Source organism: Streptomyces sp. NPDC091272 (genome assembly GCF_044757485.1).
Taxonomy (GTDB): Bacteria; Actinomycetota; Actinomycetes; order Streptomycetales; family Streptomycetaceae; genus Streptomyces.
Genome location: NZ_JBIVVC010000003.1, coordinates 108,923 through 123,672, shown reverse-complemented (window position 1 = coordinate 123,672; position 14,750 = coordinate 108,923). Strand labels below are relative to the sequence as shown.

The window sequence follows — 14,750 nt, the reverse complement described above, 5'->3', positions numbered from 1 at the left end:
GGGCACCCGGGTGTGCGGTCAGGCCAGCGGTGGGGCGTAGATCAGGCCGCCGCGCAGCCACAGGTCGTTGAGGCCGCGGGCGATGCCGAGACCGGACGCGGCGCCGAGGTTGCGGTCGTAGATCTCGCCGTAGGAGCCGACCTGGCCCACCGCGTCGCTGATCCACGTGGCCGGAAGGCCGGCGGCGGCGCCGAGTTCGGCCTGCCGGGCGAGCAGCCCCGAGTCGAAGTCGGCGACGTTCGCGGAGGTGAGGCCCTCGGCCTCGGCGGCGACCAGGGCGAAGAACACCCAGCGGTTGATCCGCAGCCACGCCGCGTCGTCGTCGCGGACGGCGGGGCCCATCGGCTCGTTGGAGATGGTCTCCTCAAGGATCACGTGGTCCTCGGGGTCGCCGATCCGGGTGCGCTCACCGGCGAGCACGATCCGGTCGCAGACATAACCGTCGACGCTGCCGCCGGCGTAGGCGGCGAGGGCCCCGGCCGGGGTGTCGAACGGCACCGCCGTGACCGCCATGCCGCGGGGGCCGAAGTATGCCTCCAGGCTGCCGGCGCTGCTGGTGCCGCCGAGCACCGCGAGCTTGCGGCCGTCGAGCTGGTCGGCCGTGGTGATGCCCGAGGAGCGCTTCACCATGAAGGCGCCGCCGTCGTACGCCGTGGTGGGCAGGAACACCGCGCCGGAGGCGCACTCGCGGGTCAGCGTCCACGTCGCGTTGCAGCTCAGCAGGTCGATCCGGCCGGCGGCGAGCGAGGGCATGCGCTGCTCGGGGGTCAGCTCGACGTAGTCGACGGCATCCGCGTCGCCGAGCACCGCGGCGGCGACCGCGCGGGCGGTGTCCACGTCCAGGCCGCGGCGCACCCCCTGCTCGTCGGTCCAGGACAGGCCCTTGATGCCGGTCGATACGCCGACCCGGACCCGGCCGCGGGCACGGACGGCGTCGAGGGTGGCGGAGTCGGCGGAGGTGGAGATCGGGGGCATGGCGAAGCTGCCTCTCTGAGGTGGTGACAAGTGACGTGTGAGGTGGGGGAGCCGGGCGGTCAGGCGACGGCGGCCGGAGCCTGGGCGTCGTACGACCGCTGGTTGTGCGAGAGCATGTGCAGGAGTTCCGCGGAGCCGACCCGGCGGTGCCGTTCGGCCGCGGGCACCGCCGCGGCGGGCAGGGGCATCCGGCCGGGGTCGGACCAGCGCAGCCGCCCGTCGGGGGCGATCCGGGCGCGAGCCCGCTTGGCGTTGTCCGGGTGCAGGCAGTACGGCACGTCGAGCACGCCGCGCGAAAACGCGGCGACGAGGGCCCGGCCGATGTCCGTGTCGAGACCGAGCACCGCCTCGATCAGTAGCCGGGCCTCGGCGTACGTCTCGGTGGCGGTGGCGTCGGCGGGGCCGGTGACCGGCGCCGAACTCCGGGTCCTGGCGCGGGCCGTGGCCTGCTCCAGGGCGGTGACGTTCTCCGCGACCGTCGGGATGCGCTCGGCCTCGGCCGCCGTCTTGACGATGAGCCGCTCCGCCCCGGCGCTCCTGGCCAGGTCGACGCTGTCGCGCAGGATCGCGGCGCTGCCCTGCGGGGTGCGCGGGAACAGGCCCATGAACGTGTAGACGACCAGGTGGACGTCCATGTCCGGCAGAAACTCCGCGGCCAGCGCCCGCAGCGCCCGCAGGGCCTCCGCGTCCTGTTCCGCGTCGACCTGCTGCGAATAGCTCAGCGACAGGCTGCGCACCCCGTACCGGCGGGCGAACAGGCCCTCCAGGATGCCGAGCGCGACCAGTAGTCCGGGCGGGCACAGCTGTCCCAGCATGCATCCGGCGAAGCTCTCCAGATGCCCCGGACGCCCGTCTCCCGGACCGTCCGCGAGCAGCCGGCAGCACTCCGCCCAGGCGGCGACGGCCTGTTCCAGCGGGACCCGGCTGTAGGGCAGGCAGTACGAGACCGGGCCGCCCTCCGTGGCGTCGAGACCGGAGTCGAGCAGCGCCCGGAAGATCTGCAGCGGCTGCGCGGAACCGTGTCTGACCTGCACCGGGAAGTCCGCGTCGAACAGACCTTCGAGCATGCCGCGGGTGCGGTCGGTGCCGTGTGCGACGAGCGGGAACCCGTTGAGGTCCTGGCCCGCGCGCAGTGCCGCGGCGGCCGCGGCGTGGTCGTTCACGCGGGTGTAGCTGTCGAGGGTGAGGGTGCCGACGGTGTCCGCGCGCGCCGCCCTGACCGCTTCGAGGGCGCCGCGCATCCGCTCGGTGGTGGCGAAGCCGAGCCGGGGCTGGACCACCAGGGACCCGGCCGCCGCACGCTCGGCGACATGGCGGCCGAAGGCCACCGGGGGCGCGGCGCTCACGCGGCGGCCACCACGGTGGGCGGGCGCACCCGGTCGAGGTACTCGCGGAACTCGGCGACGGCCTCGTCCCCGACGAAGACCCCGTCGAAGCCGGCCTCGACGAGTTCGGGGACCAGGCCACGGTCGGCCTCCCCCGCCACGCCGAGCTTGCCGCCGATGACGAGCGGGGTGTCGGCGAGGGCTGACTGCGCCTTGATCAGCTGGGCATACGCGGCGGCCTGAAGTCCACCGTGCCCGTTGACGCTGGACAGCAGGATCAGGTCGGGCCGGACGTCAAGGGCGCGTTCGGCCAGCATCTCCGGAGGCACGCAGGCGCCGAGGTTGGTGACCTCGAACCCCGCCTCTTCGAGCAGGAGCTGAAGGTAGACCAGGTTCCACGTGTGCGAGTCCGAGGAGACGCTGGACAGCACCGCGCGGCGCGGCCGCCTGGGGTCGGGATGGGGTCTCGGTTTCCTCATGGCCCTGACGGTAGGAACGGCACGCCCACCTGCGCCAACACTTCGACGCGGGGTCGAATCACTGCTCCCACTCTTCGCCCAGCGCCCGAAACCTCGGTGCCGCGCCGTCCGGTCAGTCGGCCGGCGCGCTCAGCGTCAGCGGCTGGATCCGGCCCCCGGCATTTCGATGGTCTCTGCGTGGTCAGGGTGAGCGGCGCGACCGAGCTCCGCCCCGGACGGGGGACGGAGCGTTCGGTTCTGGGCCGTGGGTCAGCTGAGGAGGCGTCCTGCGGCGGACTCCCGTGCGGAGCGGGACTTGCGGAGGTCGCGGGTGACGACGGCCTTCTGCAACCAGCGGTCGGCGCCGTCGTAGCGGGCCGTGAACGCGCGGCGGCCGTGCACGGCGCGGTAGTTGTCGACGACCAGCAGCGTGCCCGCGTCCACCACCACGTCCTGCTGCACACGCTCCAGCTCTGTCACCAGGTCCTTGAGCGCCAGTTCCGCCTCGCCGTCGCCTTCGACGCAGCGCATGAAGAACGGGTCTATGCGCAGGTACGGAGCGTCGGCGGCGCCGAAGAGCACGGCGACGGGCTCGGGGTTGTCCCGCATCTCGCGCATCCGCAGCAGGCCGGGGTCGTTCGGCCGCTGGACGGCGAGCTGACGCAGGTGCTCGTCGTCGGGCAGGATGTGGAACCGCGGTTCGGACAGCACCTGTCGTCTGTCCGCGGACAGTTCCACCTCCTGGACCGAGGCCAGCGTCGTCGGAACCCGGTCGTGGTTGCGGATGCCGAAGAGGGCCAGGTAGTCGCAGCGGTAGGGGTGGAAGGCGTCCTCGGTGTGCCATTCGAGGAGCACGTCGCTGCCGTGTCCGTTCTGCTCGCCTTCCTCGCCGGCGATGGGCAGCACGTTCTGGATCATTCGTCCGGACTGGAGCGTGGGCCAGCTGAACACCTCGCCGAGGCACTGGCCCATCAGCGCGAGGAAGAGCTCCTCCCGGCGGGTGCGTCCGGCCGCCGCGGCCTCGGCCCAGTTGGCGGGAGTCGGGCCGACGGCGTCGTCGTCGACGCCGAAGCCGCGCAGCAGGAAGCCGGCAGCTGCCTCGTCGCGCCGGAACTCCTCAAGGAACCGGCGAAGTCCGACCGGCACCTTCGACACCAGCTCCCAGGCGTTGTCGTAGAACGCCTGCTCGCCGGGATCGTGCTGTGCCACGTTCGGGGCGGAGAGCAACTGGTCCAGGGACGCCACTTGTTCGGCGGAGAGGTCGTAGCTCAGAATGCCGCGGTACTCACTCATGGGTGTCTCACCTTTGGTTCGAATGTTTGGTGTCAGCCGTTGAGGGCCGTGTGCAGGAGGCGGTCCTGCTGGGGGTTCGTCGGGGTGCTCTCGGGGGACCACCAGGGGATGTGCTGATCGATGGGGGCGATCGGCATGACGGCCTTGAAGATGTCGTTCTCCACATTGGCCAGCCGCGCGTCGTACGGCTTGCCGACCGCGGCGAAGGCGCGGCTGATTCCCGCGCGTTGCCGGTCGATGAACTTGGCGTGCCGCTCGAAAGTGCTGGCGGGTTGCAGCAGGAAGTAGGTCCGCTGATCGCCGTGGGTGTACCGCGGTGATGTCTCCGGGTAGCAGGGGGCGAAGGAGACCAGGAAGAAGAGTTCGCCCTCGATCATCGCGTACCAGCGTTCGTCGGGCAGCGGATCATCGGGAATGTAGACGCTTGAGAACATCTGGGTGAGCGTGGCGTAGAAGCGTCGGGTGAGGTTTACCAGCGCGTCCAGCGTGATACCGAGCGTCGGCTCTTCGAAGGTGATGATCATGCCGTCGCGTGAGCGCTCGGCGGCCGTGCGGAAGAACTCCGCGACGAGGTCCCGGTGGCGTGTCAGTTCCATTTCGACGTCATCGGTCCGGATGGTGATTCCGGGTCCCATCTTCGACGGCTTGGCGAAGGGGCAGTAGGTCTTCTGCGTGATTTCTTCGAAGCTCACTTCTAGTTACCCACCTTCGCTGGTTCCGTGGCAGCCTGTGTCGGCTCGCGATGGGCTGCCGTGACCCGGCAGCCGATGACGTAGAACCACCAGCTGGCCAGCACGACGGCGATCAGGACGTAGAACATCGCGGCCGGCGCGAAGTGCTGGAGGAGGAAGCCGCAGAGAATCGGACCCAGGGCTATACCGATATGAATGAGGTTCTGTGCGCCGAAATAGCTGCCGCGCAGATTGGCGGGAGCGATGGAGTCGATGAATGAGAACTCCGCGGGCACCAGGATGACCTCGCCAAGGCTGAAGATCACGACAGCGACGACGATGATGGCCGCATTCGTGGACAGTGACATCGCGATCAGGCCGACGACGAAGGCGCCGATCCCGATGGTCAGCCACTTCAGGAGGTTGTCCGGCCTGAGGCGGCTGCCGAGGGCGTACTGGGCGCCGATGACCGTGATGGCGTTGGCGGCGGAGATGTACGCGACCAGCTTGTAGGCGGTGTCGCGGTCCTCGACCAGGACGAGGTACTGCGACATGAAGGTCAACAGCGGTCCGTAGACCACGATGCTGAGGATTCCGCCGATCGTGAAGAAGGTCAGCCGGCGGTCCGCCCCCATCACCTTCAGCACCTGACGGAACTTGGGAGTCTCTTCCGCCTCCTCCGCGTCCTGCTTCCCGGCGCTCTGCTCCGCATGCCCGGCCGGCGCCGTCGTACCGGCGGCGGCAGGCAGGAACCGGCGGCGGTACATGAGCAGAGGAACCAAGGAGGCGCCAATGACGACGACGCTGAGAATGAACGGCCCACCGGGCCCGGCCGCGAGCGCGGCAATTCCCAGGAAGGGGCCCACTGCTGCACCTATGTTCTGCAACGAGTAGCGCAGCGAGAAAACCTTGGTGCGATTCTCGGACGGCACCAGGTCGGAGAGCAGGGCGCTGCCGGCGACGCCCATCGTCCAGGAGGCGATATTGGTCAGGAGAAGGACCGCGGTGACGGCTACCGGATCACGGAACGTCGTCAGGCTGAGATTGAGCAGTATGACCACGATGTCCAGCACGATCACCAGGTCGATCTTCTTGACCCGGTCCGCGAGATAGCCACCGTAGACGCCCGAAAGCGTGCCGACCAGTACGCTGCCACCGATCACATAGCCGATGGTGGCACCTTCCATGCCCACCGAGTCGTACAGGTAGATGGGCATGTAGGCCAGGATCGCGAAAGAGCTCAGGCTGCGCGCGGCGGCGGAAGCCAGCAGGACCTTCATCGCGAACGGAAGTCCGCGCACCATCGTCAGGAAATTCTTCATCCGTTTTCCCCTGCCGCGATCGTCTTGAGCGTACCGATGACGGACTCCTTGATCTCGTTGATCTGGTCGTCGTCGAACAGATGAGGGTGGTATCCGACGGTGAATTGGATTTGCCGGCCCGGAGTCACCGTGATGCTCAGCGGGTAATGCGGAAGCCCCTCGTCGCCGAGTGTCCGTTCACGAATCCGGAGGCCGTTGCCCCCGCTCTCGTTGAGGGAATCCGCGGGGTAACTCTGGAACACGTAACAGGCGTCGAACAGTTCGCCCGTGCCGAACAGCCGCTGGATCTCGGTGAGTTCGAGGGAGCGGTGCGGGAAGATGTCCAGCTGCGACTCCTGCACCCGGGCCATGGTCGTGCGGACGGGTTCGCCCGCCTGGACACGCACGCGCAGCGGCACGGTGTTGAGCAGCAGCCCGACCATGGACTCGACGCCGTCGATCTCGGCCGGCCGTTCGGAGACGGTGTTGCCGAACAGCACGTCCTCGCGCCCGGTGAGACTGCCGAGCGCGATGCCCCACGCCGTCTGGAGGGCCGTGTTGAGAGTCACCCCGGCCTGGGCGCACCGGTGTTGCAGTGAACCGGTCAACTCCGGTGTCAGCTCGGCCTTCAGGGCCCGTAGCGGGACGCCCGGCGCCGGCTTGGCCGCATGGACCCTGGTGGGGCCGTCGACGTCCGCCAGATAGCTTCGCCATGCCGACACCGCGGCCTCGCGGTCGCCCGACGCGAGCCACGCCAGGTAGTCACGGAAAGCCGGCGCCGCCGGCAGCCGATCGCCGCGGTACAGCGCGAACAGCTCGTGCCACACCAGCGAGTTCGACCAGCCGTCGAGCAGGATGTGGTGGTCTCCGACGAGCAGCCGATGCCGCTCCGGCCCGAGGCGCAGCAGGGTGAAGCGCATCAGCACGGGCACCGACAGGTCGAACCCGCGCCCCTGGTCCGCAGCGAGGATCTCCGCCTCCCGGCGCTCCTGCTCCGCCGGTGCGAGGTGGGACAGGTCCTGCACGGTCCACTCCACCTCCACCTGTTCCTGCACCACCTGCACGGGGGTCTGCAGGCCTCGGTGGGTGAAGCCGGCGCGCAGGTTGGGGTGCCTGGTCAGGAGTGCCTGCGCCGCCCGGCGCAGCCGATCGGTGTCCAGCGGCCCGTCCAGCTCGAACAGGCTCTGTCGCTGATAGGGGTCACGGCCGTGGTGGTCGGCGGATGCGTACAGCAGGAAGCCCTGCTGGAGCGGGGTGAGCGGCAGGATGTCGCAGAGGCCGGGGTAGTCGGCCTCCAACTGGTTGATGGTCGACTGCTTGGCATCGACCAGGGCGACGTCCGAAGGAGTCAGCCCGCCGAGCTCCGGGTGGTCCGCGAGGTCTGCCAGCGCGACCAGGAAGTCGGCCCACCGGTCGGCGAGCGCCGCCACGGCGGTCTCGGTGAACCGCGTGGCGTCCCAGGACCAGCTGGTCTCCAGAGCCTTGCCGTCCCCGGCCGGCCGGACATCGATGCTGAGAGCGGGCTCCGTACCTTCGTGCCCGATGCGCACGTCGTTGGCGGCTCGGTCCGCACCGGCGGAGCTGCCGGCGTGCGTCGTACCGGCGTTGCTGCCGGCAATGGCCGTACCCGCGGCACTGTCGGCGTGGGCCGTACCCGCCGCACTGTCGGCGTGGCCCGTACCGGCAGGTGTCACCCGCAGGCGCACCTGCGAGGCCTCGTACGAGGACAGTCGCTGTGCGGCCGTGGGGTCGGCGAGCAGCGCTGCGTAGTGATGGCCGGCTTCCGGTACCGCGCGTACCTGTTCCTTGACCCGCTTCAGTACCCGCGCCAGCTCCCGCGGTTCGGCCAGCGCCCTGGCCAGGTCCGGCGTGCCCGGATTGAGACGCACCGGGTGCGCGGTCGGCGAGCCCGCCGTGGCCAGGTCCAGTCGCAGCCAGGCTCCGGCCCCCGGCAGCTGCGTACGGCGCCACTCGACGAGCACCGGAGCGAGCGCGGCCACCGCGATGTGTTCGGGGCCGCAGTGGTACAGGCGCGGCACGGCGGTCAGCAGCCGCTCGGCCGCCTCGCCGACGACGCGCCGGGTCAGGCGCCCCCGTTCCTCGGCGGGCGAGGGTTCGGAGACCGGGTAGGCCGGGTCGGGGGTCCGCAGGATCTTCTCCCAGGCCTCGACGTCCACGACCGCGCCGTCGTCCGCCGGGTGGGCCTCGGCGTGCTGGGCGGCCCGGATCACCAGGGCCTCGACCGTCTGCTCGTGGAAGACGTCGCGCGGGGTGATCCGGAAACCCTCCGCGCGCGCCCTGCTGACGAGTTGGATGGACCGGATGCTGTCGCCGCCGAGGTCGAAGAAGCGGTCGTCGGCGCCGACCGCCGCCAGGCCGAGCACGTCGGCGAACAGCGCCGCCATCGCAGCTTCCTGCGGCGTGGCCGGCGGCCGTCCCGCCCGGGAGCCGAACTCGGGGGCGGGCAACTGCCGGGTGTCCAGCTTGCCGTTGGGCGTCAAGGGCAACGCGTCCAGTACGACGACGGCGGCGGGCACCATGTGGTCCGGCAGCCGCCGTGCCGCGTGGCGGCGCAGTTCGGTGGCGAGGCTGCGGCCGCGGTCGGCGGCCTGCGGGTCGTTGGCGAGCTGCCACAGCGGACGCTCGTCCCCGTCCGGGGCCAGGAACACATCGGTCAGCGCCTGCCCCGCCCGCCCGGCGGCGAGGAAGACCACGTCGAACCGGTCGCCCTCCTCGGTGTCCGTCCAGGTCGGGTGCACGGTGTAGCCGAGCCTGGCGCCGATCTCGCACAGGGTCTCGGGGTCGACCCCGGACGTGGGGTCGCCCGCCTCGGACAGGCTGCGTACGAGAGTGTCGGTCCCGGCGGCCACCCGCCGCGCGGTCGCCACCTTCGCCGTCACCCGGCCGTTGGGCACCCCGGTGACCCGCAGCGCCTGCGGCCGGGCCGTACCCAGGTGGGTCTCGACGTCCTCGGCGCTGGTCCACCCGTGCGCGGGCACGTCGGCGAGGGAGACCAGGTCCGCTCCCTGCTTGTGCAGGACCACGTCGTAGCGGAAGTCCGTCAGCTCGTTGTGGAAGGCACCGCGCTTGAGCTGTACGTCCACACCGGCGACGTCCGGGACCAGGTCGCCGATCCGGGCGAAGAAGGCCGGGTCGAGCAGCAACTCGCTCTCCAGCTCCTGCTGGTGGGCGACGATGTCCCGCACCGTGGCGAGGGACTCGTCGGCGTGCGCGCCGTCGTGCAGGACGATGGCGGTGACGAAGGCCCGCAGCAGCCGCAGATTGCGGATGTCACCCAGCACGAGCCGACCGCCGGGAGCGAGCATCTCCATGCTCTGGCGCACGACGTCGGTCAGGTAGTCGACGCTGGGGAAGTACTGCGCCACCGAGTTGATCACCACGGTGTCGAAGCGGGCGGGCGCCAGCGCCCCGATCTCGTGGGCCGCCATGGTGTGCAGGTCGACCCGGTCGTGCAGGTCGCTGCCCTCGATCGACCTGCCGAGTGTGCGGATCAGGGCGCCGGAGAAGTCCACCCCGGTGTACGCGGTGCAGTGCGGTGCGACCGGCCGCAGGATCAGACCGGAACCGACCCCGACCTCCAGCACCCTGGCCGGGCGCAGGTCGAGAATGCGGCGGACCGTGGCAGCCTGCCACTCGGTCATGTACTCCAGGGGCAGCGGCTCGTTGTCGTAGCTGGAGTTCCAGCCGGTGAAGTCCTGTTCGGTGCCGAGGTCGCGCTGCTCGCTGTAGCCCTGCTCGTGGATCTGGTGCCACTTGTCGACGTGCTCGATGTCGTGGGCCCCGCCGTGTGCCCGGGGGACCACATAGCCGATGAGCTGCTGATGGCCGGGGGTGTCCTCGCGGACGACGACGGCGGACTGCGCCACCTCCTGGTGGCCCTTCAGCACCGCGTCGATCTCGCCGAGCTCGATGCGCATCCCGCGGATCTTGACCTGGTCGTCGGCGCGGCCGACGAAGTCCACCACACCGGTCGCGCGCCACCGCGCCAGGTCCCCGGTGCGGTACATACGGCCGCCGGGGGCACCGAACGGGCAGGCCACGAACCGCTCGGCGGTCAGGGCCGGCCTGCCGAGATAGCCGCGGGCCAGACCGTCACCGCTGATGTACAGCTCACCGGTGACACCGGGCGGCACCGGGCGCAGCGCGGCGTCGAGGATGTACACCCTGGTGTTGCTCAGCGGACGGCCCACCGGAACCGACGCGTCCTCGAAGCCGTCCGGGCCGCTGCCGCACTCCCAGTACAGGGTGTCCACGGTGGCCTCGGTCGGCCCGTAAGCGTTGATCATCCGGCGGCCCGGCGCCCAGGTGGCGGCCAGTGCGGGCAGGCACGCCTCGCCGGCGACCATCACATTGCCGCAGTCCGCGAGCGCGTCCTGGGACATCCCGCTGAGAATGGTGGGCGAGAAGGTGATGTGCGTCGGCCGGTGGCGGGCCATCACCTCACGCTGACGGTCCGCGGAGAGCAGTTCGTCGGGCGACGTGAGTACGACGGTCGCGCCGGCGAGCAGGGTGCAGCACAGCTCGCAGAAGGTCGGGTCGAAGTTGATCGAGGAGAACTGCAGGAACCGCGAGCCCTGTTCGAGCCGGAACCGCTCCAGGTAGCTGTGGGCGAGGTTGGGGATGCCCCGGTGCGTGACGGCGACGCCCTTGGGGCGCCCGGTGGAGCCGGAGGTGTAGATGACGTACGCCAGGTCGTCCAGGCGCAGCGGCGCGCGGCGGTCCGCGTCCGTCGGCGCGTCGGCGCGATGGCGCGCCAACTCGTGAGGCGTGTGCGGGTCGTCGAACTCCAGGCGGGGCAGCCGGCGCGCCTCGTCGGTCAGCTTCGCGACGACGTCGCTCGTGGTCAGGAGCATCGCGGGAGCACTGTCCGCGATCATGAAGGCAAGGCGGTCCGGCGGATAGTCCGGGTCGAGCGGCAGATAGACGGCGCCGGCCTTGAGGATTCCGAGCAGCGCGCACAGCAGCTCGGGACTGCGCCGCATCGCGAGTCCGACCACGTCGTCACGGCCGGCGCCACGGGAGATCAGCCAGTGCGCGATCCGGTTCGACCGGCGGTCGAGTTCGGCGAAGGTCAGCTCGGTGTCCTCGTGGACGAGGGCGACGGCGTCAGGGGTACGGGCCACCTGGTCGGCCAGCAGCTGCGGGTAGGTCGCACCGGAGAGTTGAAGTCCGGTGTCGTTCCACTCCTGCACGATCGTGCGCCGCTCGGCCGCGCCGAGGACGTCGACGGACGCCAGCGGACGCGCCGGGTCGTCGGCCACCGACCCCAGCACCCGCAGCAGCCGCTCGACCAGGGTCTCGGCCGTGGACCGGTCGAACAGGTCGGTCGCGTACTCGATCTCACCGCTGAGCCCGTCCGGCCTGCCACCGGCGGTGAACCGCTCGGTCAGCTCGAAGGTCAGGTCGAACTTCGAGGTACGGGTGGGCACCACCTCGTGCGTCGCCGCGAGCTCGCCGAGGCGCCACTGCGGCGTCTCGTTGTTCTGCAGCACCAGCATGACCTGGAACAGCGGGTGGTGGCTGGTGCCGCGGGACGGGTTCAGCACCTCGACGAGGTACTCGAACGGCAGGTCCTGGTTCTCGTACGCGGCCAGGTTGGCGGTCCTGACCCGGGCCAGCAGGTCGGTGAAGGTGGGGTCGCCCGAGGTGTCGGTGCGCAGCACCAGGGTGTTGACGAAGAAGCCGACGTTGTCGTCGACGGCGCGGTCGGCGCGCCCGGCGAGGACGCTGCCCAGGGGGATGTCGGTGCCTGCGCCCAGCTTGGTCAGCAGTGTCGCCGTGGCCGCTTGGAGCACCATGAACAGGCTGACGCCCTCTCGCTTGGCCAGCTTCGTCAGCCTGTCCGCGAGCGAGGCCGGCACCTCGAAGGGCACCACGTCGCCCTGGAAGGTCGCCGTGACGGGGCGCGGGCGGTCGACGGGCAGCTCCAGCAGCTCGGGCGCGCCGGTGAGCTGCTCGCGCCAGTAGGTGAGCTGCCGTGCCATGAGGCTGTCCGCGTCGTCGGCCGAGCCGAGGAGTTCGCGCTGCCACAGCGTGTAGTCGGCGTACTGGACCTCCAGCGGCGGCGTCGTGGGGCCGGTGGCCGCACGGTGGGCGGTGTACGCGTCGCACAGGTCGCGCACCAGCGGGACCAGCGACCAGCCGTCGCTGGCGATGTGGTGGATGCACAGCACCAGCACGTGCTCGCGGTCGCCGGTGCGGAACAGGTCGACGCGTACCGGGATGTCGGTGGTGAGGTCGAAGAGGTGGCCCACCGCGACGTCGACGGCGGCGGGCAGCTCCTGGTCCGTGACCTCGTGCACGGTGATGTCGGCCGCGGCGGCCACGGCGGCGTCGGAGCCGGCCACCACCACCTGCTCGGCGCCGAGCGGCCCCTCCGCGAACCGGGTACGCAGGCTCTCGTGCCGCTGCAGGAGGTGGACGACGGCCGCGCGCAACGCCGCCAGGTCCAGCTCCCCGGTCAGCCGCACCGCGACGGGCATGTTGTACGTGGAGCTGGGGCCCTCCAGCCGGTGCAGGAAGTACAGACGCTGCTGGGCGTACGACAGCGGCAGCGAGGCTCCGCGCTCCATCGGGCGCAGGGCGGGGCGGGCCTGGTCGGCCTCGGTGAGCCGCAGTGCGAGGGCGGCCGGGGTGGGCTCGTCGAAGACGGCGCGGATGGGTATCTCGACGCCGAGTTCGCCGCGCACGCGCGAGACGAGGCGGTTGGCGGCGAGCGAGTTGCCGCCGCGGTCGAAGAAGCTGTCGTCGGCGCTGACGTCGCTGAGCCCCAGCACCTCACCGAACAGCTCGGCCAGCACCCGCTCGTGCGGGGTGCTCGGAGCCCGGCCCGCCTCGGTGCCGGTGCGGACCGCCGAAGGCAGCGCCTTGCGGTCGATCTTGCCCGCGGGAGTCAGCGGGAAGCGGTCGAGGATGCCGATGCCGGAGGGCACCATGTGCGCCGGGAGCCACGCGCCGAGGGCGCGGCGCAGTTCGTCGGCCGTGGGGCTGTGGCCGCTTGCCGGTACGACGTACCCGGTCAGCTGGGCGACGCCCGAGACGTCCTCACGCATGATGACCCGCGCCTGGGCCACCTGGGGAAGCCGGCGCAGTGCCGCTTCGATCTCGCCGAGTTCGACGCGGTAGCCGCGGATCTTCACCTGTTCGTCGACCCGGCCGACGAAGTCCAGTGCGCCGTCCGGGCGTTGGCGCACCAGGTCGCCGGTGCGGTACATACGGCTTCCGGGGGCGCCGAACGGGCAGGCCACGAAGCGCTCGGCGGTGAGCGCGCCGCGCCCGCGGTAGCCGCGGGCCAGGCCGTCCCCGGAGAGGTAGAGCTCACCCGTCCCGCCCTGTGGCACCGGTGCCAGGCAGTCGTCCAGGACGTGGACCCCGGTGTTCCACATCGGGTGTCCGATGGTGACGGGCTCCCCGGCGACCACCGGTGCCAGGAGCGACCAGATGGTGGTCTCGGTCGGGCCGTAGAGGTTCCAGACCGAGGCCGTGCCCGCGGCGAGGAAGTCGGCGAGATCCTGCGGCAGCGCCTCGCCACCGCACAACAGGCGCGCCGTGGCGCGGAGTTCGGCCGGACTCCAGTCGGCCTCCCGCAGCAGCTGCCACAGCGCCGGGGTCCCCTGCACCAGCGTGGGCGCGGCCTTGGCCAGGTACCGGCGCAGCGACACGCCGTCCACGATGGTCTCCCGCGGCACCAGGTGCACCACGGCGCCGTTCACCAGCGGCAGGTACAGCTCAAGCCCGGCGATGTCGAAGGAGATCGAGGTGGTGGACAGGGCGATGTCACCCGGCTGCACCTGGAACCGGTCGGTCAGGCAGTCCAGGAAGTTCGCGAGCGAGCGGTGTGTGACGACGACCCCCTTGGGGCGGCCGGTCGAGCCCGAGGTGTAGATGGTGTAGGCGCCGCGGTCCGGGTCGAAGCCGGGATCGAAGGCGGGGTCGAGGACGGAGTCGAAGCTCGCATCGGAGGCCGGGTCGAAGACAGGGTCGAGGAAGGGACCGGCAGGGCCGGCCGGAGCCGGGTCCCGCTGGTCGTCCTCGTGCTGGTCCAGGTACAGCACCGCGCCCGTGTCGACCTCGCCGAGGCCGTCGAATCCCGCCTCCGCCTCCCGGGTGGTGATCAGCGCGCGGGGCGCCGCGTCGGCCACCATGTAGGCGAGCCGGTCCGGCGGGTAGTGGGGGTCCAGCGGCAGGTACATCGCCCCGGCCTTGAGGGTGCCGAGGAGCGCGGCGACCAGGTCGGGGGAAGGGGGCAGGAGGATGGCGACGACGTCCTCCGCCGTGATGCCCCGGTCGGCCAGCCGACGCGCCACCCTGTTGGCCCGGTCGTCGAGTTCGCCGTACGACACGACGGTGTCCCCGGCGATCAGTGCCGGTGCCCGGGGGGCACGGGCGACCTGCTCCGCGAAGCGGCCGACGAGGCCGGTCGCCGGCTGCGCCGGCCGGGCGAGGGTGGCGAAGCGTTCAAGTTGCTCGGTCATGAGACCAGTTCTCCCGCCGCGGCACCCGGGCGCACGGGGCCCAGGTCCGTCCAGTTCTTCTCGATGTGCTCGGCGCAGGCCGCCCGCGGTCCTGGGCCGAACTCGGTGTGCCATCCGGCGGGCACGTCCACGGATCCCGGCCACAGGGAGTACTGACCGGCGGTGTTGCGCAGCACGAGGTAAACGCCGGTGGCGTCCTCGAACGGGTTGGTAGCTGTGCTGTCCATGCTGA

At 71.0% G+C, this 14,750-nt stretch carries 8 protein-coding genes; all 8 read right to left on the bottom strand.

The features are described 5' to 3' along the window. Positions 1-18 precede the first annotated feature (18 nt). The 8 genes from ACIQM4_RS09775 to ACIQM4_RS09740 all read right to left on the bottom strand — a co-directional run bounded on the left by ACIQM4_RS09775 (position 19) and on the right by ACIQM4_RS09740 (position 14,745). Positions 19-975: an amino acid ABC transporter substrate-binding protein gene (locus ACIQM4_RS09775; RefSeq protein ID WP_401588549.1), complete on the bottom strand. Its 957-nt coding sequence runs from the start codon at positions 973-975 to the stop codon at positions 19-21. 59 nt (positions 976-1,034) lie between these two features. After that, a complete protein-coding gene (locus tag ACIQM4_RS09770; RefSeq protein ID WP_401588547.1) occupies positions 1,035-2,321 on the bottom strand; it encodes a methylaspartate mutase in 1,287 nt (428 codons plus the stop codon). Beyond that, a complete protein-coding gene (locus ACIQM4_RS09765) occupies positions 2,318-2,779 on the bottom strand; it encodes a cobalamin B12-binding domain-containing protein (protein WP_401588544.1) in 462 nt (153 codons plus the stop codon). The genes ACIQM4_RS09770 and ACIQM4_RS09765 overlap by 4 nt, the downstream gene beginning before the upstream one ends. A gap of 249 nt (positions 2,780-3,028) precedes the next feature. Next, entirely contained in the window at positions 3,029-4,051 is a 1,023-nt protein-coding gene (gene gntD / locus ACIQM4_RS09760; protein WP_401588541.1) for a guanitoxin biosynthesis L-enduracididine beta-hydroxylase GntD, read from the bottom strand. Positions 4,052-4,083: 32 nt separating this feature from the next. Continuing rightward, entirely contained in the window at positions 4,084-4,743 is a 660-nt protein-coding gene (locus ACIQM4_RS09755; RefSeq protein WP_401588538.1) for a hypothetical protein, read from the bottom strand. Positions 4,744-4,745: 2 nt separating this feature from the next. Next, positions 4,746-6,044 carry an MFS transporter gene (locus ACIQM4_RS09750; protein WP_401588536.1) on the bottom strand — a complete coding sequence of 433 codons (1,299 nt, stop codon included), beginning with the start codon at positions 6,042-6,044 and terminating at the stop codon, positions 4,746-4,748. Then, the gene (locus tag ACIQM4_RS09745; protein WP_401588533.1) at positions 6,041-14,518 is read right to left on the bottom strand and encodes an amino acid adenylation domain-containing protein; all 8,478 of its coding nucleotides are present in this window, start codon (positions 14,516-14,518) and stop codon (positions 6,041-6,043) included. Before ACIQM4_RS09745 ends, ACIQM4_RS09750 begins: the two co-directional genes overlap by 4 nt. Next, positions 14,515-14,745 carry an MbtH family protein gene (locus tag ACIQM4_RS09740; protein WP_401588530.1) on the bottom strand — a complete coding sequence of 77 codons (231 nt, stop codon included), beginning with the start codon at positions 14,743-14,745 and terminating at the stop codon, positions 14,515-14,517. Before ACIQM4_RS09740 ends, ACIQM4_RS09745 begins: the two co-directional genes overlap by 4 nt. Positions 14,746-14,750: the final 5 nt, after the last annotated feature.

Coding starts and splice junctions, on each gene's coding strand:
- ACIQM4_RS09775 (WP_401588549.1), bottom strand. CDS start 975: ATGCCCCCGATCTCCACCTCCGCCGACTCCGCCACCCTCGACGCCGTC.
- ACIQM4_RS09740 (WP_401588530.1), bottom strand. CDS start 14,745: ATGGACAGCACAGCTACCAACCCGTTCGAGGACGCCACCGGCGTTTAC.
- ACIQM4_RS09745 (WP_401588533.1), bottom strand. CDS start 14,518: ATGACCGAGCAACTTGAACGCTTCGCCACCCTCGCCCGGCCGGCGCAG.
- ACIQM4_RS09765 (WP_401588544.1), bottom strand. CDS start 2,779: ATGAGGAAACCGAGACCCCATCCCGACCCCAGGCGGCCGCGCCGCGCG.
- gntD (WP_401588541.1), bottom strand. CDS start 4,051: ATGAGTGAGTACCGCGGCATTCTGAGCTACGACCTCTCCGCCGAACAA.
- ACIQM4_RS09750 (WP_401588536.1), bottom strand. CDS start 6,044: ATGAAGAATTTCCTGACGATGGTGCGCGGACTTCCGTTCGCGATGAAG.